The following is a 22,706-nucleotide window of genomic DNA, read 5'->3' as shown; positions in this document are numbered from 1 at the left end:
GTGCCCGGTGACGAACGTCAACGACCAGCAGCCGTCTGCCGCGCGATCCGATTGGGAGGCGCGCATCGCCCGCCGCAGCGATGAAGAGCGCCTACGACCAGCCCCGGAACTGCCGCCTCCGACGGGGCTGACCGTCGAGGAAGGAGTTGGCCACGTCCGCCTGTCGTGGCAGCCGGTGAACGGCGCCGTGGGCTACCTCGTGCACCGCGCCCCACTGGTCGACGGCACACCGGACGGCGAGTTCACTCCGGTCGACCACCTCGGCGGTGACGTCCTCGCCGTGCCCGACACCTGGTATGTCGACACCACCGGAGAACCGGGCCGGCAGTACGCCTACGCCGTCGCGTCCGTACCGGAGGTGACCCTCACCGGCGCGCTGGGCCAGCCCGTACCGGCCGCCGCGCGGCCGGTCGGGGCCGAGCCGCCCACGGTGTCGCTGCGGGTGGATGCCGCGGCCGACGGGGCGGCCCTGCACCGGCCGTGGCGGCCGATGATCGGTAGCGAGCGATTGTCCCAGCTGTTGTGCCGGGACACCTCGGGTGGCCGGGAGATCGGCGCGGAACTGCTGGCCGCGCTGCGTCGGGTGCGCGACGAGATCAGCGTCGAGGCCGTCCGCGCCCACGCGATCCTGCACGACGACCTCGGCGTCTACCGGGAGGTGGACGGGCGGCCGGTGCACGACTTCCGCCGCGTCGATGAGGTCTATGACCTGCTGCTGTCGGTGGGACTGCGACCGGTGGTGGAGATTGGCTTCATGCCGCGCGAGCTGGCCAGTGACCCGGAGCGCACCGTGTTCGGCTACCGGGGCGTCATCTCCCCGCCCCGGGATTGGGACCGCTGGGCCGACCTGGTCCGCGCGCTCGTGGCCCACCTGCTGGACCGCTATGGCGAGCAGGTGCTCGGCTGGGACTTCGAGGTGTGGAACGAGGCGAACCTGGAGGTGTTCTGGTCGGGCAGCCGGGAGGAGTGGATGCGGCTGTACGACGTCACGGCCCGCGCCGTCAAGGACGTCGACCCGCGCATCCCGGTCGGCGGCCCGTCGTCGGCGGCGGCCGGTTGGGTGGACGCCCTGCTGGAACATGTTGCCACCTCCGGAGCGCCGGTGGACTTCATCTCCACCCACACCTACGGCAGTCCGCCACTGGATCTGCGGCCCACTCTGGCCCGGCTGGGCGTGCCGGACGCACGGATCCTGTGGACCGAGTGGGGGGTGACGCCCACCCACTTCCATCCGGTCAACGACGGTGCGTCCGCCGCGGCGTTCCTGCTCAGCGGCATGCGGTCGGCGGCGGGCCGGGTCGATGCGTTGTCCTACTGGGTGGCCAGCGACCACTTCGAGGAGCTCGGCCGGCCACCCCGCCTGCTGCACGGCGGCTTCGGGCTGATCACCGTCGGCGGGATCGCCAAGCCGCGCTACCACGCGCTGTGGATGCTCGCCCAGCTCGGCGACACCGAACTCGCGGTGAGCGCCGAGGGGGACGGCGCGGCGGGCCTGGTGCAGACCTGGGCCAGCCGGCGCGACGACGGCAGCCTGGCGATCCTGGTCTGGAACAGCACACTCGACCAGTCCAAGCGGGACGGCGACCGGGCGCTGGCCCGTCGGGTCCGGCTCACCGTCGACGGCGCCGCCGGCCGGTCGGCGATGGTCACCCGGCTCGACCGCGACCACGGCGACATCACTGCCCTCGCCCAGCGGCTCGGGCTCGGCGACTGGCCCACCGACGAGCAGTGGACGGCCCTGCGCGCCGTGGACACCCTGGCGGCGGAGAAGGTGCAGCCGACCACCGAAGGCGACGCCTGCGTGATCGAACTCGCGCTACCGCAGCCCGGTGTGGTGCTGGTCGAGGTCCCCGGGTCCTGAGCTGGACGACGACCCGGTCTGCGGCGGGAAACCGGCCGTGGACCGGGTCGTCGTCCGCGGCCGGAGCCGGCGGGGCTCCGGCCGCGGATTCACTACTGCCCAGCGGGTACGGAGAACTCCTCCATCCGCATCACCGGGCGCAGGAACCGCTCGGCGCCGCCGCGGGTGAACTCCTTACGCAGGACGTCGCCGCCGTACAGGTTGCCGAGCGCGGCCATGATCATGCCTTGGTCGAGCGCCAGGTACCGCTTCGCGACGGTGCCGCTGCCCACGGCCACCGAATCGTAGAAGCCGCCGGGCCCGTAGCTGTCGAACTGGCTGCGCAGCCGCGCCAGCTCGGCCTGTGCATCGGCCGGCGCGTAGCGCATGGCGAGGAACACCGCGTGCGGGGTCACCACACCGTCGCCGTACGCGGCGGGCAGCGGCTGGGCGGGTCGGCCCTCGCAGCCTGCAAAGCCGTAGTCCACGCTGGTGCGTTCCTCGTCGCTGGTGTAGCCGTTGGTGTCGAGCCCCATGGCGTCCACGCCGTACTCCCGGTAGCCGCCCTGCGGGTCTGAGGCGGGCGAGAAGCCCCAGTGGCCGTACTTCGCGTCGTCCATGCCGTGCGCGATCTGGCCGCGTACGTAGATCGGGTGGTTGCGGGCCCAGCTGTCCGGGCCCCACTGCTCCTCGGGCACGAACATGTCCGGCATGAGCGCCTCGAACATGTCGCCGCCCCAGGTGGGCACGAACTGCAGGCCCTGGTAGCGGTAGGCGCCCTCGTAGACCGGCACACCCAGGTACTCCCGCCACTGACCGACCGGACGCATCTCCTGCCAGGACCAGTCACAGGTGTCGGGGAAGGTACGCCACGGCCCGAAGTAGTGGGCGGGCGGCACCTGGCCGAGGGCGATCGCCACGTAGCTGATCATCCGGGTTTCGCTGTTGAACGACCCGTATGTGTGGCAGGTGTAGTAGACGTCCGGGCCGCGGTGCTGGTAGTTGCCCTTGGTGGAACAGCCCGGGGGCGGCTCGGACCAGAAGCCGCCGCGCATCAGCCCGGCCGGCACGTCCGGCCCGCGCGCCTGTGAGTCGTAGTAAAAGCCGAAGTCCATGGCGCCGAGCAGCGGGTCGGATTTGTGGCGCAGCTCCGGCACGGCGTTGTGGACGATCATCAGGGCGGCGGCGAGCCAGGCATTGTCCACGCTGGACGCGAACGGGTGGACCTCCGAGCCGTTCTCCGGCCAGGTACGCAGCAGTTGCAGGGTGGACGGGTCGTACCAGTTGTAGTACATGCCGGAGTCGCGGTGCCGCTCCAACCTCGCGAGCGAGTCGAGGGCGCGCGAGATACGCCGCACCTGCTCCCGCTCCCCGATGACGTGCAGCTCACGGGCCGCGACCGCCGACCAGATGTACGCCCCGATGTTGGTGGGCGAGGTGTACCGCGCACGGCTGGCGGGCGACAGGTCACCGCCGATGTTGTCGGCGGGCAGCCCGGTGCTCGGGTCGGCCATGGCGGCCATGGACCGCCAGGTGTCGGCCGCCCAGGAGGCGGCACCGGCGGGCGCGCCGACCGCGGCGGACGGTGGTGCGGCGGCGGCGCTGGCCGCGCCTGAAGCCGCAAGGGTGAGGGCGAGCGCCGCCGACAGGGCGACGCGGGCGGGACGGATCATTGGCTACCTCCGGAGATGGTTCCGGGCCGGCTACTTGAGGCCGGTGGTGGCGATGCCGCGCACGAAGTGCCGTTGCAGCAGAAGGAAGACGATCAGCACGGGCAGCACCACCACCACGGAACCGGCGAGCAGCAGCCCGAACTTCGTCTGGTTCTGGCCCACGCTGAACAGGGCGAGAGCGACCGGGAGGGTGTACTTGTCCTCGGTCGTGGCCACCACGAGGGGCCACAGGAAGCTGTTCCAGAAGGTGAGGAAGCTGAGGATGCCCAGCGCGGCGAGCGCCGGGCGGCACAGCGGCAGGACGATACGGAGGAAGATGCGCAGCTCTCCGGCGCCGTCCACCCGCGCGGACTCGATCAGTTCGTCCGGTATGGAGAGCATGAACTGGCGCATCAGGAACGCCCCCAGCGCCCAGGCCAGGAAGGGCAGCACCAGGCCGGCGTAGGTGTTGGTAAGGCCCATGTTGGCGACCAGCACGAACAACGGGACGAAAGTGACCATCCCGGGGACCATCACCGACCCCAGGACCAGGCCGAACAGCGCCCTGCGCCCCGGAAAGCGCAGCTTGGCCAGGGCGTAGCCGACCGCCGAGCAGAACATCAGATTGCCGAGGGTGATCAGGCCGGCGACAATCGCCGAGTTCAGGAAGTACGTGGGGAAGTTCAACCTGGCGAACAGATCCCGATAGTTGTCGAGGGTCGGATGGTGCGGCCACCAGGTGGTGGGGACGAGCCGGATCTCGCCCTCCGGCTTCACCGACGACAGCAGCATCCACACGAACGGGCCGACCATGGCCACGAGTCCCACCACCAGCACGGCGTGCAGGACGAGGCTGGCCACCCGATCACGAGGACGACGCGTCGAACGCCGTCCCGCTCCCTCCGGCAGCTCCGGCGCACGTCGCCGACGGCTGGATGCCCTCATCGACGTCGACATCGGATCACCTTCCCTCGTCGGAGCGCAGCAGCCGGAACCACAGGATCGACATCAACACGATCGACAGGAAGAGGACGTAACTCATCGCCGACGCGTAGCCGTAGTTGCCGAAGCCGAACTGGTTGTAGATGTGGTACGACACCGACAACGTCGAATTGAGCGGGCCGCCCTGGGTCATCACCAGTGGCTCCTCGAAGAACTGCAGGTAGCCGATGGTGGCGATGACCCCCACGAAGAGCAGCGTCGGCCGCAGCGCGGGCAGCGTCACGTACCGTAGCTGCTGCCAGCTGGTCGCCCCGTCGATGCGCGCCGCCTCGTACAGCTCCTGCGGGATGGCCTGGAGCCCGGCCAGGAAGATCACCATCTGGTAGCCGAGGTTGCGCCAGGCGGCCATCACGATCAGCGACGGCAGCGCAAGCCGGGTGTCGTAAAGCCAGTTCGGCCCGTGCACGCCGACCAGTCGCAGCAGGCTGTTGAGCAGGCCGGAATCGGGTTGGAGCAGGAAGCGCCAGACCACGGCGATCGCCACGATGCTGGTCACGACCGGCAGGTAGTAGCCGACGCGGAACAGCGACCGGAACCGGGTCAGGCCAGCGTTCAGCCCAAGCGCAGCGGCCAGCCCGCACACCATCGTCAGCGGCACGCCGGCCAGCACGAAGATGGCGGTGTTCACCGCCGATTTGATGAACAGCTCGTCGTGGAACAGCCGACTGTAGTTCTGGAAGCCGACGAGGTTGACGCCGAGCGGGTTGCGCAGATCGGCGCTGCGGATGTCGGTGAAGCTCATCAGCAGCGACGCGATCACCGGTCCGGCCATGAAGACCAGGAAGAGGACGGTGAAGGGCAGGGCGAAGCCCCAGCCGACCAGGACCCGGCGGAGGCGCGGGACACCGCGCCCCCGCCGGGTGGACGCGTCGGACGCGGCCGCGGTCATGTCAGGCCCCGGTGCCGATCGAGGTGGCCTGCTGCTGCATCGCCTTTGCGGCGTCCTCCGCCTTCTCGCCCGTCTTGCACATCTTCTCGACCTCGGCGTCGATCGCCGCGGACACCTGCTCCCAGGTGGCGATGGTGGGCGGGGACTTGGCGTCCTCGAGCTGCTTGCCGAACGCCGACAGCTGCGGGTCGCCGCTGAGCGCCGGGTCGTCCCAGCCCTTCTTGACCGCGGGCAGGTCGTTGACCGTCTTGTACCACTTGGCCTGCACCTCGGGCCGGGACAGGTAGGAGACGAACTTCCACCCGCCGTCGCGGTTCTTGGCGTCCTTGAAGACCGCCAGGTCGCCGCCGCCGACGAACGACGTGCCCGACTGCTTGGTGGGCATCGGCCACAGGTCGTACTTGCCGGCGCCTCCCTGGTCCTTGAGGACGGAGATGTGCCAGGGGCCGGAGACGAACGCCCCGATCTGGCCCTTGACGAAGGCCGGCTCAAGGGCGCCCTGCGGCAGATCCTTCGGTGCGAGACCCTCGTCGAAGAAGGACTTGTAGTAGGCGAAGGCCTCGACCGCCTCCGGGCTGTCGAGGGTGAACTTCCCGTCCTTGGCCACATCGCCGCCGTTCTGCCAGACGAACGGCATGACGGTCTGCCAGGAACCGGTCTGGCCGGGCTGGAGGTTGACGCCCCACTTGGCGCCGCCCTTGTCCTTGAGCGCCTTGATCGCCGACTTGAGCTCGTCCCAGCTCTTCGGCGGGGTGCTCACTCCGGCCTTGATGGCGGCCGCCTTGTTCACATAGAGCAGCCGCGTCTCCACGTACCACGGCACGCCGTAGGAGGTGCCGTCGACAACCGTGGTGTTCCACGCACCCTCGTAGAAGTCGTCCTTCTTGACCAGGTCGGGCGGGGTCGCGTCGAGTCCGCCGGTCTTGGCGAACTCCCCCATCCAGGTGGTGCCGATGAGGCTGACATCGGGTGTCTGCTTGCCGGCGATCGCGGTGGCCAACTTGTCGTGTGCCCCGTCCCACGGCACGGCGGTCACGGTGACCTTGGCGTCCGGGTTGTCTTTCATGAAGTCTTCGGCGAGGGCCGAGAGCTTCTCGCCCTCGGTGCCCATCGCCCAGACCGTGATGTCGCCCTTTGCCGTGCCCTCCCCGACGGGCTTTGCCTTGTCCTGACCGCCTCCGCCGCCGTCGCGGCCGCAGCCGGCCAGCGCCAGCGCGGCCACCAGGGCCACGGCGACGCCCCTGCGGGTCCCTGACTTCATCACGAAACCTCCGTCTTGGCATGATGTTCGCCGCAGCTCGTGCGGACGACGACCTGCGTGGGAAGCACTGCTCGGTGCACCCGGTCGCGGCTGCCGGCGGTCCGGCCCCGCAGCCGCCGCGCCGCCGTCGCGCCCGGCGGGCGAGCGCTGGCGACCAGGAATCTCCTCATGAGCCGGAACCGCCGGCCGTCAGGTTCGCCGGGCAGCCGCAGCTGCGGCGCAGGACGAGTTCGGTGGGCAGCACGACGTCGCCGGAGGAGGCGCGCTCGGGTTCGCTCACCGCGGTGAGGATCAGCCGGGCCGCCTCGGCGGCCAGCTCGCGGACCGGCTGGCGGACGGTGGTCAGCGCCGGGTTCACCAGCGCGGCGACCGGGGCGTCGTCGAAGCCGGTGATGACGACGTCCTGCGGCACCCGCAGGCCCCGACCGAGCGCTCCGACGAGGACGCCGAGTGCGATCTCGTCGTTGGCGCAGACCACGCCGGCGGGTCGCGGGTCGCCGCGCAGCAGCTGCTCGGCGGCGAGCACGCCGTCGGCCTGCTGCATGCTCACCGCGATCGGCGCGGCCGGCGGAGTTACCCCCACCGACCGGTGGGCGGCGAGGAAGGCGGCCCACCGTTCGCTCACGTCGGGCGACCCCTCAGGGTTGCCCACGAACACCAGGTCAGTCAGCTCGTGCTCGACCAGCAGGTGACGGGTGAGCATCGCCATGCTGCCGGCGTTATCGGCCCGCACCGACGGCACCGCGCCCGGGCCCGTGCCCGCGACGACCACCACCGGCACCATCTCAGCCAACCGGAGGAGGGCCAGCTCCGAGATCGTGCCGCCAATGACCGCCACGCCGTCCACCCGCCGGCCCATCTCCAGCACCTGCTGGTCGGAGTCCGACCGCAGGTGCGTGCAGAGGATGTGGACACTGGCCCGCGAGGGTACGGCCTCGGACTCGAAGCCCTGGATCAGCTCGGTGAAGTACGGGCCGGACAGGCCCGGGAAGACCAGGCCCAGCGCGCCGTGCCGCCCGGCGGCCAACGCGCGGCCGAGGTGGTCTGGGCGGTAGCCATGCTTCTCGATGGCTTCGAGCACCCGGCGGCGCATCTCCTCCGACACCTGGCCGGTGCCGTTGGAGACCCGAGAGACGGTGGCGACCGAGACCCCGGCCAGCCGGGCGATCTCCCGGACGGTGAGCCGACTGTTGCCCATGACTCCCTCGATCCGTAACGTGCGGTTAACGGAAACCGGTTTCAGGCGACCATAGGCAGGTGAGTCGAAGTTCACAAGTGTCGGGTCCACAATCTCCGGTGAGGGGAGCTCTGCCCCATATGTCTACGGTGCTACTCGAGGACCGCAGGATCGTCATCGACGGCCGTCCCCAGCTGCTGCTCTGCGGGGAGGTGCACTACTTCCGGCTGACCCGCGCCGACTGGGCCGACCGGCTCGACCGGCTGCGGGAGTGCGGCGGGGACACCGTAGCCACCTACGTCCCATGGCTGTGGCACGAGCTGCCGGACGGCTCGATCGACCTGACCGGACGAACCCACGAGCAACGGGATCTCGCCGGTTTCCTGGACCTGGCGCACCAGCGCGGACTGCGCGCGGTGGTGCGACCCGGTCCCTTCATCATGGCGGAGGTCAAGAACGAGGGCATCCCCTACCGGGTGTACGAACAGCACCCGCACCTGCTGCCGACCACCTGGGACGGCGCGCCGATCAGCACCCGCACCGTCGACTACCTGGCACCGGAGTTCCTCGCCGCCGCCGACGCCTGGTACGCCCAGGTGATGCCGGTGATCGCCGACCGGCTCGCCGGGCGCGGCGGCCCCGTGGTGGCGGTGCAGCTGGACAACGAAATCGGGATGCTGTCCTGGGTGACCAACTCCCCCGACCTCACCGACGGGCTCTGCGCCGACCTGGCCCGCTGGGCCGTCGACCGGTACGGCAAGGACGGCGCCACGCAGCGGGTCGGCGCCGACCCCACCGACCCCCGGGCCTGGGCGACGGCCCTGCGCACCCCGGCCGAGCAACAGTCCCTCGCACTCCACGACGACCTGGGCCGTTACATGCGGGACCGCTACCGCCGCTACGTGGCCGCACTGCGCGACAGTGCCGAACGGCACGGCGTCCGGGGGGTGCCGATGCTGGTCAACGTGCACGGCACCGGCGGCGGACGGGGCCGTACCTTCCCCGTCGGGATCAGCCAGCTCTTCGAGTCCTACCGCGGCCAGCCGCAGCTCACCTCCGGCTCCGACTACTATCTGGGGGACCTGACCGTCACCAACGTCGCCGACCTGTACGTCTCCAACGCCTTCCTGGCTGCGACGCACGGACCCGACCAGCCGCTGACCTGCCTCGAGTTCGAAGCCGGCAACGGCGACTACGGCGAGGACCTGACGGTGCTCTACCCGCCCGAGGCGACCGAGCTGAAGACCCGGCTCTGCGTGGCCCAGGGCAACCGGCTGCTCAACCTCTACCTCTTCGCCGGCGGCCACAACCCGCCGCTGGCGGAGCCGGTCGGCGACGGCAACGACCGGATCGCCTTCACCGGCGAGCGGCACGGCTTCGCCGCCCCGGTCGATCCCGAGGGACGGCTGAACTCCACCTACGACGCCGCCCGACGCGCCCTGCACGCCGTCCGCGGCGTGGCCGACCTGCTGGCCGACGGCGACGAGGAGCACGACGGGCTGGCGTTGGGCTTCGTGCCCGACCACTACCTCACCGAGTACGCCCACCCTGCCTCCACCGCTCGGACGGCTCAGGTCAGCGAACTGGAGCGATTCCGCGGCATGGGCTCACGGGACGTGCTGGCCCGGGCGCTGCTGCTCGGCGGCTTCTCCTTCCCGGCGGTGAACCTCCAGTCGCCGCCACCGGCCGACGCCCCACCGGTGATCGCCCTGGCCAGCGCACCCACGCTCGGCGCGGACGTGCAGCGCCGGCTCGTCGACCACCTCCGGGCCGGCGGACGGCTGCTGTTGCACGGACCGCTGCCGGAGCGGGACCACGACGGCACCCCCTGCACCCTGCTGGCCGACACGCTCGGCGTGACCGCCGACGGGTGGATGGAGGGCGGCCTGCACTACTTCCCCTCCGTGGTCGGACGCGACTGGGCAGCGGGACCGGCGGAGGTACGGGTCGGTTACGCCCAACTGCTCGCCGGCGCGGGCGAGCCGCTGCTCGTCGAGGTGGGCTCCGGCCGCCCCTGCGCGATGGAGGTCGCGGTCGGCACCGGGCGGGCCCTGATCATCGCGGCTGACTATCCCTGCCACCTCGGCTTTTGGCGGGCGGCGCTGGACCGGCTGGGGGTGCGACGTCGGCTGCGGCACGACGCCGACGAACCGGGACTGGTGCTCACCTCCACCGTCGACCGTGCCGGTCAACGCCTGCTGCACCTGCTCAACGTCGCCCCTTCAGCGATCGAGTTCGGCCTGCGGCATCGGGACCGGCCGCTCCTGTCCGGGCGGCGGCTGCGCATCCCCGCGCGGACCGGACTCATGCTGCCAGCGGATGTGCGGGTCGGGACCGCCACGCTGGTGGAAACCAGCTGCGAACTGCTTTCCCGGTCGGACCACGAAGTGCTGCTGCGACCCACACAGGCCGAGGACGTCGCGGTGTTCGCCACCGACCGGAAGGTGCGGGCCGACCGGGGGGAGGTCCATGTCGATGGCGCAACGGTCACCGTGACCATCCGCTCGGCCGATCATGCGCCGCTCAGGGTGGCATTCGTCTAGGGCGCGTCGCAAAGTCCGAGCTGGTGGCCGTAGTGAGCGGCTGACGAGGGTTCGGGTCAGCCTGGGGTGAGGAGGCAGAACTCGTTGCCTTCCGGGTCTGCGAGGACGGTCCACGGGACATCGTTTTGGCCCAGGTCGATGGCGGTGGCGCCGAGAGTCCGCAGTCTGGCCGCCTCGGCCTCTAGGTCGTCACCTGGGTATGGGCGGACGTCGAGATGGACGCGGTTCCACACGGTCTTCACGTCGGGTGTGCGGAGGAACTGCAGATATGGGCCGACGCCCTTGGCGGAGCGCAGTACCGCCTTGTGGTCGGTCACCTTGTGCAGAGTCCAGTCCATGGCCTTGCCCCAGAAGCGGGCCATGGCTCGCGGATCCGCGCAGTCGACCACTACCGCGGCGATCGGTCCGGTGTCTCGGTAGAGCGGTCGGGGGTCCAGCACGCAGAACTCGTTGCCCTCTGGGTCGACCATGACCGTCCATGGGACGTCGCCCTGGCCTACGTCGGCAGGTGTTGCGCCGAGATCCTTCAGGCGCGTGACCACCTCCGCCTGATGGGCCGCCGAGGTGGTGGCGAGGTCGACGTGCACGCGGTTCCTCACCGTCTTGGGTTCCGGGGAGACGATGAGGTCGAGGCAGACAGCGACCGGGTCGGGGTAGACGAAGCCGTCGGGTTCGAGGTTAGTCACGCCGGGTCCCTCGCTGGAGACTCCCCAGCCGAGCGCCTCCGCCCAGAAACCGCCCAGCGCGGAGTCGTCCCGAGCCTTCATGTTGATTTGAACGAGCCGCGTTGCCATGCCGACGATGCTAGGGCCTGTGTCGAGTCGGCGGTCGTGCCCGAACTGGAGTGATCGTTCGGCGTGTCGAAGATCGGCATATGGCGAGGTCTCCGGTAGATGGTTCAGCGACCAAGCAAACCTCAAACCGGAGACCTCGTGGACACCCTAGCGGTGACGAGGCGGTTCGATCTGACCGACGTGCAGTGGGCGGTGCTGGAGCCGTTGCTGCCGGCGCCGAAACGCCCGGGTCGACCGTCGTCATGGAGCAGGCGGCAGTTGATCGACGGGATCCGGTGGCGGATCCGGGTGGGCGCCCGTGGCGGGACGTGCCACCGCAGTACGGATCCACCGTCATGCTGTGGGCGGTTCTGGTCACCACGATCCTGTAGGCGCCGCTTGTCGAGGTGGACTGACCACGAAGATCCATCTCACGTGTGACGCTCGATGATCGAGTGCGGAAGGCTGTACAACGTACCTGGAACGCTGTGCCAGGTCCGATCGACGACATTGCCGTCCCCGGCGGACGTCGAGCTTCAGCGTTGACATCACGGCGCCCTCTCGTGCCGTGGCGCCCGAGGTGCGAGGTTGGCCGCAATGGACAGTCCCGAGTAAGCGCCCCTTCCGTTAGTCGAGAGGCACCTCGTCATACCGTGGTGCGACGGCAGCGGCGTCGGTGTTCCCACGGTTCGACGGGATCTAGTGTCGAGCGGTCTCGTCAGCCGTCTCGCGGTCAGGGCCCCCGAACGCGAACGGGGTGCGCAGGCGGGTCATTGTGGCTGGGCTTACGTCCACGGTCTGCCCGCGGTCGCGGTTGGTAGCCCCATCCCCCTTGCTAAGGAAGGGATTCAGGGCGGGCGACGTCATATCGGTCAAAATGTACTCCAAAAGATGTGCGCGGCAGCGCAGGACTCATTCACTGGTAGCTACGAGCCGTGGGGAAGCGGGTGGGTCCGGCCGTCGGCCATAGGCCATCGGTACCCCCGCTCGACAGCCTACCGCTCTTACACGTGCCCAGGTTCAGGCGTGCCCAGGTTCAGGCAGAGACACTTGGGTGGGATCGACAGTCGCGCGGGTGCATGGACCTGCATCGGCGGCGCGACACCTCGTCGCACCGCAGCGATCACGCTCGTTTATCCGGCTACTCAGGGTTGCCTTTCGCCTGCTATTGGCGCCCGGATCGCGACATGAGCGGAATATCTTGGCCCGCGTGTGTCGTGGCGGCGGTTCCGGACAGGGTGCGGCGGCCATGGCCGCGGCGTCGGTGTCCTCCGGATGCGCCGAGAATGATCACCAGCGGGTGCGGACGTTCCTGGACGACAGGTAGCGCGACGCCCCGGCGTGCGGGATGTAGGCGATGGCCAGGAGTGCGGCGTTCATAGCCGTGGCCACGCCGAGGGGAGGTAGCTGCGCGAGCAACGGCGCTGCCGCCACGAGAACGAGCGCACCGATCGGCAGCCGCCACAACATCGAGCGGAAGACTTGCAGTGCGTACACGGCGCGCCCGATGAGGAACACCACGGGTCCGGCGACGAGGACGGCCAGCCACGCGTGTGAGGTCCCGCCCGTCGGCTCCGTGATGATCAGGTCGCCGCTGGCAGCGATCAACACGACACCGGCGACCATGATCAGGTGTGCGTAGGCCGCGACCAGCGCGACGCGGCCCGGGTTGGATGACTGGTCGATCCCGATCGCGAGGCGCTCGGCAACGTACACGATGTAGATCCGCCACAGCGCCACGGCGTTGACGAAGAGCAGGATCAGCCCTGCCATCCTCGCCGAGCCGAAGTCGGCACGGCCGTAATTGATCGCACCCATCAGGAGGATCTCGCCCAGCGTCACGATGAACATCTGCCGGTAGCGTTCCGACAGGTGCTCGCCGACCACCCGGAATTCCTCAGTGCTCGTCCTGCCCAGCCGCGGGAGCGCGTAGCCGAACAGACCGACCAAATAGTCCAGGGTGATCGCTACCGCCCAGAGCGCCAGCCGGGCGGGACCCGGCAGGAATGCTCCGCCGAGCCATAGGACGCCGGTTATGGCGAACCAGATGGCCACTCGCAGGGACCGCAGGCGCAGCGCACGGCCGCGCAACGCCGTCACGAGCACCAGGCCGCGGCCGAGATGCAGGCCGACGTACGCTCCGGCGAAGGCGAGGCCTTCGCTGTCCTCGAACGCGCCGAACACAGCCGCCGACATCAGCAGTCCACCGAACATCACGCCGAGGACGATCAGCTGGACCAACGGCTGGCCGGGGTCGTACCAGTCAGTCGTATACGCGGTCACTGTCCACACCCACCAGACGGCGGCGAGCAGGATGACCGTCTCCAGGGCGTTGAACCAGCTGAGGTCGGTGGTCAGTCGCTGGGAGAGCCGGGACAGTGCCACGACGAGGCCCAGGTCGAAGAAGAGTTCCAGGTAGGAGATCCGAGTTGGATCTTCACGGGCACGCAGAACCCATCCCGAGCGCTTCCGTGTCACGAGCCCTCCGCCCCACCCGACTACTCGCCCAATTTCGTACCACGTCCGCAAGGTGTCGGTGGGCGGTTGCCGACAGCGGCGGCAGGGGACATGGGTGCCGGGGCCCACCCGCGCGTGCCGGGTGGACCCCCGGACGGTCAGCGCAGCTGGATGAGGTGGATCTGCTGGATATGGTCGCGCTGCGTACGGCTGGCTCGCCGGTCGCTGGTGAAGACCCACGACGCCGTCAGTCACGCCGGCCAGCAGCGTCGCTTTGGCGCCATCACGGTCCTGCCAGCTGGAGGTCAAACGCCTCGACCACACTCTCGTCGGCAAAGTCGCGCGGTCAGCGGCAGATCCGGATGCCGAGCAGGTCAGTGCCGCTTGGAAAATATGTGCTTGGCAAGGCAGACGGGCCTTCTCGGTGAGTGGTCGGTCAAGGCAGAATCTCGACGTACCCGTCGCTTCCGTGCACGCGGATCCGCTGCCCATCGGGAATCAGCCGGGTGGCATCTACCACACCGACGACAGCCGGCAGGCCGTACTCCCGTGCGATCACTGCGCCGTGTGTCATCAATCCTCCGACCTCCGTCACCAGGCCTGCGATGGCGACGAAGAGGGGCGTCCAGCTCGGGTCCGTGTGGGCCGTGACGAGGATGTCACCCGGTTCGAGATCAGCCTGGGCCATGTCCAGGATGACGCGGGCGCGCCCTTCGATGGTCCCGGCGGAGACCGGTAGGCCGATCAGGGCGCCGGTCGGCACGTCGTCGCGTCGGTACGCCCCGGCGATGACCTCGCCATCCGATGTCAGCACCCGGGGCGGCGTGAGCGCGTGGTACGACCGGAACGCGTCCTTGCGCTGCTGGATTAGCTTGTCATCCACCTGGTTCGAGCGCACGACGTCGTGGAGCTCCTGGAACGTGAGGTAGAAGATGTCTTCCTTCTCACGAAGCACGTTGGCCTGCACGAGGCGCTCGGCCTCTTCCAGCAAGGCCTGCTTGTAGACGAAGTAGCGGCTGACGATGCCGTACTTCGGGTACTCCCGGTAGCCGATGAAGGTCCGGACCCGGTCGATCATCCGCTTGGCCTCGTTGGCCTTGTGCTCCCCGTCCGGCAGGGCCCGCAGGTGTTCGAGCACCTCCTGCGCCTTCCTCTGCGCCGCCTGCCGTCCTTGCTCGAAGCGCCGCTTGGCGGCGCCCGGCTCGAAGTTCCTGACGTGGTCGAGGATCACGGGCACGAGCGTGGTGGGGCGTTCGCGCCAACGCGGCCTCGTGATGTCGATCTCGCCGACGCAGCGCATGCCGTACCGGTCGAGGTAGGCCTCGACGGCGTGGCGCGCTTCGGTCCCGCCCGCGAACTTCGGCAGCTCGTCCAGGAAGCCGTCGTCCTCGACGCCCTGCAGGAACGCCACCACCTCCGGATGCGGGCGGATCACGTCGGCGACGTCGAGCAGCGCCAGTCCCATCTCCGACGTGACGTTGCCGGGGGCGGACAGCGTGAGGGTGTCGGCCGCGTTCTTCTCGCCCAGCCATTCCTGCAGCTGGTCGTTGAGCCACCAGGTGGCCTCCATCCCCGCCATGATCGCCTGCATGCTCAGCGGATCACCGAGGACTCGCTTGTGCTCCTGGAATGCCTCCAGCAGGAAGTCGAACAGCGCCGGTCCGGTCTTCGTCCGGATGTCGCACCGCAGGGCGGCGATGGAGGCCTGGCTGCGCTCGATCAGCTCGGTGACGATGGCCGGATCGGTCTCGATCGGGGCGGACGCGCCGCTGGCCGGCGGCCCGCCGGGACCCGCGTCCGGGAGAGTCGGGACGAAGTCGTGGCGGTCGAGGACGGTCTCCAGCGCGTCCCTGATCAGCGGATCGCCCCTCCCCGCCACCTCCAGGAGGCCGGCGCGGCTCGCGGGCGAGGCCAGGCGCCGGGTGACGTCGACGAACAGCCTCCCGCCGGCCTCGTGCATCGGCGCCATGGCCGTCAGCTGCCACACGGAGACGCCCAGTGGCTTCATGGGGTCGGTCATCATCTGCTGATGACCAACGGAGACGTAGACGTGGTTCTCCCGGTCGCGGGCCGCGGGGATGGGGAACAGCGTGGTGATTGGCCGGCTCTGGACGATCTGGAAGTCTTCGTCGACCAGGCACCATTCGATGTCCTGGGGGCGGCCGAAGTGCGCTTCGATCCGCCGCCCGAGCTGCACGAGCCGCACGACCTGTGCATCCGTCAGCGCCGGCTGCTCCTGCCGCTGCGGGTCGATCGCCACTTCCTGCGTCCCGCCAGCCGGCAGGGCGTGAACGGCACGCTGTTTGGCGGCGACCGCCTTGGCGATGACCTCGCCGTCGCGCACCTTGACGACGTCCGGGTTCACCAGGCCGGAGACCAGGGCCTCGCCGAGGCCGAAGCTGGCGTCCACGGTGGCGACCTTCCGGTTGCCCGTGACGGGGTCGGCCGTGAACAGGATGCCGGCCGCATGCGGGAAGACCATCTGCTGCACGATCACGGCCATGTCGACCGTACGGTGATCGATGCCGTTGCGCTGGCGGTAGGTCACGGCCCGCTCGGTGAACAGCGACGCCCAGCACCGGCTGACGTGCTGGAGGATCGCCGCCGGCCCCCACGACGTTCAGGTACGTGTCCTGCTGGCCGGCGAAGGATGCCGTCGGCAGGTCCTCTGCCGTCGCGCTGGATCGCACGGCGTAGGCGGCTTGCTCGCCGAGCTGGGCGAGTGCCTGGGTGATCGCCGCCGCGAGATCGCCCGGGATGGCAGTCCCTTCGATGGTCCGGCGGATCTCCGCGCTGAGCGTGCGGATCGCCTCCCGGTCGTCCGGGTTCAGGCGGGACAGCTGATCGAGTCGATCGTCGATCGACGGCGCTTCCGCCATGATCCGCCGGAAGGCGGCCGTCGTCACGCAAAACCCAGCCGGCACGCGGATGCCTTCGATCCGCGACAGCCCGCCCAGGTGCGCGGCCTTGCCGCCAACGACCGCGACCTGCGTCTCGTCAACCTCTTGAAGATCCAACACGTACTGCTCGATCATTCCGATACCTCCGAGGCAGCCGTGCTCCCTTGCACTGCACTGGCCGATCGAATCACCGGCGCCTCGAGCTGTGTCGAACCTCTTGTTGGGCACGTCCTCATGTCTGGTTGGCTTCCCTCTGACGAGTCGGCCAGCCGCTGCGCCCGGTCGGGCGGCGCGCACCCCCGCACCTCCGCGTCAAGCGCCCGCAACTGCACCGCCAATCTCATCAGCGGTTCGAGGTCGCCGCGTCCCCCGTACATCGACAACACACCCACGTCGGGTCCCCCATTTCCTCGTCGGTGCTGGGTCCGGCCGCCGATTCTGCGGCAAGACCCGGGTCTTGCCGCAAGCCCCCCTGTGCGCTATACGTTAGAAGTGGCAAGGAGTGAGATCTTCTTGCCTTTGCTTTTGTCGTCCGCCGCGGGCTGAGACCCTTCGACCGCCTGCAGGCCCGTGCTCGTGGACGAGGGGTGGTTCTGGATCAGGACCGTTGGCGCGCCGCGGGACGGCGACCCTCGTGATGGCGAACTGCACCAGTCGACTCGCGAAGGCGCCACGTTCGCGGCCACTCAGTCGAGACAGAACTCGTTGCCCTCGATGTCCTGCATCACGAGGCACGACTCGTTGTCGCCATCGGCAGGCAGTAGTCGCACGCGTACCGCGCCGAACGCGACCAGTCGTGCGCATTCGGCCTCAAGTGCGGCCAGGCGCTCTTCACCCACGAGCCCGGTGCCGACCCGCACGTCAAGATGCAGCCGATTCTTGACGACCTTGCCTTCGGGAACGCGCTGGAAGAACAGTCGCGGGCCCACGCCTGAGGGATCAATGCATGCGAACGCTGAACCCTGATGCTCAGGCGGCAGCGCGCGATCGAAATCGTCCCAAGTAGCAAACCCCTCCGGCGGCGGCGGTACGACCTACCCCAACACCTCGCACCAGAAACGAGCGACGCGCTCAGGTTCTGCGCAGTCGAAGGTGACTTGGATCTGCTTGACCGACGCCATCGGTCCACCATAGAAGCGGGGTCTTTCGTCGTCTCCACGGGCCCGCCCCTGGGTAGGTTGTGGCGCAGCGGCCGACTCTTGACGATGAGTGGGACCTTGAGCCGTGGGATGACGATCCCGACGGTGTCCATGCCCACTACATTCGGGAGTCCAGTGAGCCCGAATCGACGACGAGGGTCGAGAGATCTGGCTTTACGTATACAGCCCACGCAGCTAGTACGATGACCCGGCGCGTAGTGCCCGGCATCGTCTTGACGTCCGCTCATCGGAAGCGGATGTGGCGCCCGGTCGATGCCGCATCGCTGGTTACTGATCCTCACGACGGCGCCGACAGTCTCGTGGATTTCGCCGGGTCCGCTGCTCGGCTTCGCAACCGGTTGGAGCGTCGGATTTGCCTCCGCTCATCGCATCGTCTACCTGCAGGACGCTATGCGCGTTCAGCCGTACCTGGCTGGCACGTTGACCCGTACGCCGACACGAGTGCGTGGGCTGCCCACCGTGCCCGACCGCGAATGGGATCGGCTAGTACCTTCACCTGATCACTGCTCGCCCGGCCCACCATGGCGCAAGCCAGCCAGTGACCGTCGAGCTGCTGGTAACACGGCAGGCAGGCAACGCTGGCGTGCGTTTGGCAGGTCACCGGCCTGATTACCTGACCGGGCGGCAACGACACGGTGGCCGGCGACGCCGCCGGAAGGGCCTCCCCCTCCCGGCGGCGTCGGCCACGCCGTCAGTTGCGGGTGATGGTGAACGTGCTGGTGGTGTTCCGGATGTCCTGGTAGTTGTCGGTCAGTCGCAGGTTGGTGAAGGTGGCCGAGCCGACCGCCGGCCCCTGGCCCGCCTCGGGCATCTCGTTGACCCAGATCCCGAAGCCGGACTTGGCGTCGAACGCGTCACCGCTGCGCCGGGCCCCGGAGATCGACACGTTGGTGAAGACCGTGTCGGTGATCGGGTTCTCCGGCTGGCCGCCGGTGTACTTCGTCTGGAACATGATCCCCGAGTATGTCGGGTCGACGATGTCGACGTCGGAGACCCGGATGCCGCGGAACTCCTTCGAGGCGGAGAAGACCCAGATCGCCGGGAAGGTCTGCGCGCCCCAGAAGTGGCCGCCCGCCCGGATCAGCGAGATGTTCTGGAACTGCGTCGGCGGGCTGGCCGCGAACCCGACGAACGGGTAGCCGAAGTCCAGCGAGCTGATCGTGATGCCGGCGTAGGTAAGCATGTCGGCGATGTAGAGGTTGCGGAAGACGTTGTCGTAGCCGCCGTACACGGCCACGCCCGCCGCCCGCCAGGTCAGCGTCGCGGTCAGGTTCTCGAAGACGTTGCCGTGGTTGCCGGTGGACCCGCCCTGGTCGGTGGCCGAGAAGAGCGCGAACGCGTCGTCGCCGTTGGACCGCCCCTCGGTGTTGGTGACCGTGTTGCCGGTGCTGGCGTTGGTCATGTTCACCCCGTCGGCGAAGGTGTCCCGGAACCGGCTGTCCCGGATGGTCAGGCCGCTGACGCTCACCCCCCAGTACGCGCAGACGGTGTGCTCGACCCAGACGCTGTCCAGGGTGAGGTTGTCGACGTCCTTCAGCTCGCCCCAGACCTTGCCCGGCCCGTCGATCCGGTTGGTGTAGTTGCCGAAGAAGGCCAGGTGGGCGAAGGAGGAGCCGCTGGCCGAGGACTGCACGGCGAAACCGGCGTCGGTGTTCTGCTGGGTCGGTGGGGTGCGGAACCGGGTGTACCACATGCCCGCGCCGACCACCTTGACCGGCTTGCCGTACACCTGGAGCTTCTGGGCGGTGTCGTAGGTGCCGGCCGGTAGGTAGACGCCGAGCAGGGTGCCGGTGGTGTCCATCCGGACCGCGTCGAGGGCGTTCTGCACGTCGGCGTGGCTGAATCCGTTCGGCACCTTGTAGCGGGCCGGATCCGGGTTGGCCCGGGGCGCCACCAGCTCGGTGTTGACGAAGTCGATGGCGTACGTGGTGCTGTTCGCCGGGTCCTTCTGCAGCCGGATCGTGCTGCCCGCCGGAACCGTCGAGTCGAGCATCACGTTGGCCTCGTCGTACAGGTGCCGGGGTGCGCCGGCGCCCGGCGAGTCGCTGGGCCCGGCCTCGGCGCCGTAGAGCCAGATGTGCTTCGAGGTGAGGTTGATCGGCTTGTGCAGGACGCCGTTCACGTAGACGTTCAACGTGGAGTCGATCCCCCCGCCGCCCGCCGAGTCCGGGATGGAGAAGCGGGTGACCAGGGTGTTGGTCGCCGCCCGGGTGGTCCATTCGACGTACGCGCCGGTGCTGTTCAGGGTGACCGCCCGGCGGCCGGAGGCCTCCCCGGCGAGGTCGCCGATGGTCCGGTTCGGCCCGATCACCTGCGCCCCGCCGCCGACCCGGCCGTCCTCGGCCTCGTACATGTCGTACGGCAGGTTCGCTCCCCGGCCTACGAAGAGCGGCCGGTCGCTGGTGTTGTTCTGCTGCTTGACCGGCAGCTCGTTGGCGTCCGCGGCCAGCGCCACCCGGACGGTGTAGCGACCGTTGGCCGCGGTCCAGGTGCCGAGGTCGACCGGCGGGCTGCTCGCCCCGGCGGCGATCGTGCCGCTGTACGAGCCGGTCAGCGTACGGACCGTCCCGCCGGTGTCGTTGAGCACGGTGAGCGTGATGCCGTGCGTCCCGCCGGCCGAGGCGACGGTGCCCTGGTTGCGGAGGGTCACCGCGAAGCCGACGGTGGCGCCGGCGCTGGGCGTGCCGGGAGACCAGGTGACTGCCGAGGCGACCAGGTCGGAGCTGGCCACCGGGCTGACCGTCAGCGAGCCGGTCCGGCTGTTGTTCGACTCGTTCTGCTCGATCACCGTGTTCGCCTCGTCGACCGTGGCGGTGACCGGGTAGGTGGCCGCGTCGCGGACCCCGATGTTCGCCGAGACGGTGGTCGAGGCCCCGGCGGCGAGGGCGCCGACGGCGGCGGTGCCGACCTTCGTCGTACCCAGGTAGAAGGTGACGTTGCTGGCGGCGGAGGCGGCGGTGCCCGCGTTGCGGACGGTCGCCGACAGGGTGACCGGGTCGGTCTCCACCGGCGCGGCCGGCGCGGACGACAGGCCGGTGACGGTCAGGTCCGGGTTCGGCGCGGGGGTGCCGATCACCTGGAGTTCGGCGACCTGCCCGTTGGACGAGCCGGAATTGGCGGTGAACTGGAGCCGCACGTCGGCGGCCGTGGCGGAGAGCGGGATGGTCACGGTGTTGCTGCTGGTCGGGCTGAACGAGTAGGTGGCCGCCCCGACCAGGCTGGTGTACCCGGACGCGGACTGCTCCCGGCCGAGCACCTGGAAGGTCTGCGTCCGGGGTCCCCAGACCGGGTCGGGGTTGAGCTTGACCACGATCGCGCTGATGCTGGCGTTGGCGCCCAGCGCGACGGTCAGCGTGCTCGGGTACGCCCCCGGCGCGCCCTCCCAGTAGGTGGTCACGTCGTCGTCGTTGGCGTTGGCGGCGGCGTAGACGTGCACCACCGAGGAGGCGGTGATCGGCTTGCCGACGGCCAGGTTGCCGCCGCTGGGCGTGCTGCCGGTGCGGGTGACTGTGTTGCTGGTCGCCGAGACGTTTCCGGCCGCGTCCTTCGCCCGGACGTAGTAGGAGACGGTGGCACTGTCCGGCTGGGTGTCGGTGTACGACAGGGTGGAGCCGCCGACGCTGCCGCGCAACGCGTTGTCGGCGTAGACGTCGTAGCCGGTCACCCCGACGTTGTCGGTCGACGCGGTCCAGCTGAGCCGGATCTGCCCGGCCGCCGGCTGGGTGTAGGCCAGGTTGCCGGGCGCGGTCGGCGCGGTGGTGTCCCCGGTGTTGCCGGTCCGGGTGACGGTGTTGCTGTTCGCGGACTGGTTCCCGGCGGCGTCGCGGGCCCGCACGAAGTAGGCGACGGTCGTGCCGGCCGGCTGGGTGTCGGTCCAGGTCAGGGTCGAGCCGCCGACGCTGGTGCGCAGGACGCCGTTGGCGTAGACGTCGTAGCCGGTCACGCCCACGTTGTCGGTCGACGCCGTCCAGGTCAGCCGGACCTGGTCGGCGGCGGGCTCGGTGAAGGCGAGGTTGCCGGGGGCGCTGGGCGGCTGGGTGTCCCCGGCGCTCGGTCCGTAGATCTCCAGCTCGGCGAGCTGACCGGCCGGCCAGGCGGTGTTGGCGGTGAACAGCAGTCGGACGTACCGGGTGCTGGCGGTGGCGAAGCTGATGGTGACGGCGTTGCCGCCGGTGGGGGTGAAGGCGTACCCGGCGGAGGCGACGATCGGGCTGAACGTGGCGCCGTCGGTGCTGCCCTGCACGGTCAGGGTCTGGGTGCGGGCCTCCCAGCCGGGAGGCAGCTTGAGCACCAGCTTGTTGACGCCGACCGTGGCGCCCAGGTCGGCCCGGAGCCACTGCGGGAAGGCGTTGTTTGCGCTCTCCCAGTAGCTGCCGGCGTTGCCGTCGTTGGCGTTGCCGGCGCCGTAGACGTCGGCGTGGCTGCTCTCGGCCATGGCCCGGCCGAGCGCCAGGTTGGTCGACGAGGCGGCGGCGCCGTGTACCGCCAGCTCGGCGAGCTGGGCGGCGGGCCAGCCGGTGTTGGCGGTGACGGCGATCCGGACGTACCGGGTGGTGGTGGCCGGGAAGGTGAGCGTCACGGCGTTGCCGTTGGCAGGGCTGAAGGTCTGCCCGGCCGAGCCGACGATGGTGCTGAAGCCGCTCCCGTCGGCGCTGCCCTGCACGGACAGGGTCTGGGTGCGGGCCTCCCAGCCCGCGGGCAGCTTCAGCACGACCTGGTCGACCGACTGGGCGGCGCCGAGGTCCACCTGGGCCCACTGGGGGAACGCGCCACCGCTCTCCCAGTAGCTGTCCTGGTTGCCGTCGGTGAGGTTGCCCGCGGTGTACGGGCCGTTGGTGCTGCTGGCCGAGGCGGTCCGGCCGAGGGCGAGGTTGGGGCCGCCGGCCGCGGCGGCCGGCGACGGGGGCGGGGCGGTGACGGCCAGGCCGACCACGGCGAGCACCGCGACGAGTCTGGTACGGAATCTGGACATGGTGGAGGGACACCTGCTTCCGGGGACGTGGAGAGGTGGGCGGGGTGAGGGTGGAAGGGGGCCCCTCCCGTGCGGGAAGG

General features: G+C 69.6%; 11 protein-coding genes and 2 pseudogenes. 3 read left to right on the top strand and 10 right to left on the bottom strand.

Features of this window, described 5'->3' with window-relative positions:
- The first annotated feature begins 7 nt into the window (after positions 1-7).
- Positions 8-1,861: a xylan 1,4-beta-xylosidase gene (locus ACFOYX_RS07705; RefSeq protein WP_322440279.1), complete on the top strand. Its 1,854-nt coding sequence runs from the start codon at positions 8-10 to the stop codon at positions 1,859-1,861.
- A 92-nt stretch (positions 1,862-1,953) separates the two neighbouring features.
- Here the strand turns inward: ACFOYX_RS07705 and ACFOYX_RS07700 are convergent, their stop codons facing one another.
- From ACFOYX_RS07700 to ACFOYX_RS07680, 5 genes are all read right to left on the bottom strand, one after another.
- Positions 1,954-3,513: a glucoamylase family protein gene (locus ACFOYX_RS07700; RefSeq protein ID WP_322440407.1), complete on the bottom strand. Its 1,560-nt coding sequence runs from the start codon at positions 3,511-3,513 to the stop codon at positions 1,954-1,956.
- A gap of 30 nt (positions 3,514-3,543) precedes the next feature.
- Positions 3,544-4,353: a carbohydrate ABC transporter permease gene (locus ACFOYX_RS07695; protein ID WP_236647344.1), complete on the bottom strand. Its 810-nt coding sequence runs from the start codon at positions 4,351-4,353 to the stop codon at positions 3,544-3,546.
- Positions 4,354-4,453: 100 nt separating this feature from the next.
- Positions 4,454-5,383 carry a sugar ABC transporter permease gene (locus ACFOYX_RS07690; RefSeq protein WP_322440408.1) on the bottom strand — a complete coding sequence of 310 codons (930 nt, stop codon included), beginning with the start codon at positions 5,381-5,383 and terminating at the stop codon, positions 4,454-4,456.
- 1 nt (position 5,384) lies between these two features.
- The gene (locus tag ACFOYX_RS07685; protein WP_322440409.1) at positions 5,385-6,644 is read right to left on the bottom strand and encodes a sugar ABC transporter substrate-binding protein; all 1,260 of its coding nucleotides are present in this window, start codon (positions 6,642-6,644) and stop codon (positions 5,385-5,387) included.
- A 166-nt stretch (positions 6,645-6,810) separates the two neighbouring features.
- On the bottom strand, positions 6,811-7,842 hold the full coding sequence (locus ACFOYX_RS07680; protein ID WP_109800475.1) for a LacI family DNA-binding transcriptional regulator: 1,032 nt from the start codon (positions 7,840-7,842) through the stop codon (positions 6,811-6,813).
- A 119-nt stretch (positions 7,843-7,961) separates the two neighbouring features.
- Between ACFOYX_RS07680 and ACFOYX_RS07675 the strand changes: the two genes are divergently transcribed.
- On the top strand, positions 7,962-10,364 hold the full coding sequence (locus tag ACFOYX_RS07675) for a beta-galactosidase (RefSeq protein WP_109800474.1): 2,403 nt from the start codon (positions 7,962-7,964) through the stop codon (positions 10,362-10,364).
- A 56-nt stretch (positions 10,365-10,420) separates the two neighbouring features.
- Here the strand turns inward: ACFOYX_RS07675 and ACFOYX_RS07670 are convergent, their stop codons facing one another.
- Entirely contained in the window at positions 10,421-11,158 is a 738-nt protein-coding gene (locus ACFOYX_RS07670) for a VOC family protein (RefSeq protein ID WP_322440410.1), read from the bottom strand.
- Between the two features lie 99 nt (positions 11,159-11,257).
- On the opposite strand from ACFOYX_RS07670, the gene ACFOYX_RS07665 reads away from it, so the two are divergent.
- Positions 11,258-11,578, top strand: a complete 321-nt coding sequence (locus ACFOYX_RS07665; protein ID WP_369292961.1) for a transposase — start codon at positions 11,258-11,260, stop codon at positions 11,576-11,578.
- 849 nt (positions 11,579-12,427) lie between these two features.
- On the opposite strand, the gene ACFOYX_RS07660 is transcribed toward ACFOYX_RS07665, so the two are convergent.
- From ACFOYX_RS07660 to ACFOYX_RS07645, 4 genes and pseudogenes are all read right to left on the bottom strand, one after another.
- Positions 12,428-13,615 (bottom strand): low temperature requirement protein A, encoded by a 1,188-nt coding sequence (locus ACFOYX_RS07660; protein WP_322440411.1) that lies wholly within the window; start codon positions 13,613-13,615, stop codon positions 12,428-12,430.
- A 415-nt stretch (positions 13,616-14,030) separates the two neighbouring features.
- Positions 14,031-16,629: pseudogene (gene rph, locus ACFOYX_RS07655) on the bottom strand (rifamycin-inactivating phosphotransferase).
- A 551-nt stretch (positions 16,630-17,180) separates the two neighbouring features.
- Positions 17,181-17,615: pseudogene (locus tag ACFOYX_RS07650) on the bottom strand (VOC family protein).
- A gap of 730 nt (positions 17,616-18,345) precedes the next feature.
- Complete coding sequence (locus tag ACFOYX_RS07645) at positions 18,346-22,626, bottom strand: discoidin domain-containing protein (protein WP_322440412.1); 4,281 nt, start codon at positions 22,624-22,626, stop codon at positions 18,346-18,348.
- Positions 22,627-22,706 lie beyond the last annotated feature (80 nt).

The organism is Micromonospora sp. GCM10011541 (genome assembly GCF_042650725.1).
Lineage (GTDB): Bacteria > Actinomycetota > Actinomycetes > Mycobacteriales > Micromonosporaceae > Micromonospora > Micromonospora sicca.
This window is presented reverse-complemented; position numbering and strand designations above follow the sequence as displayed.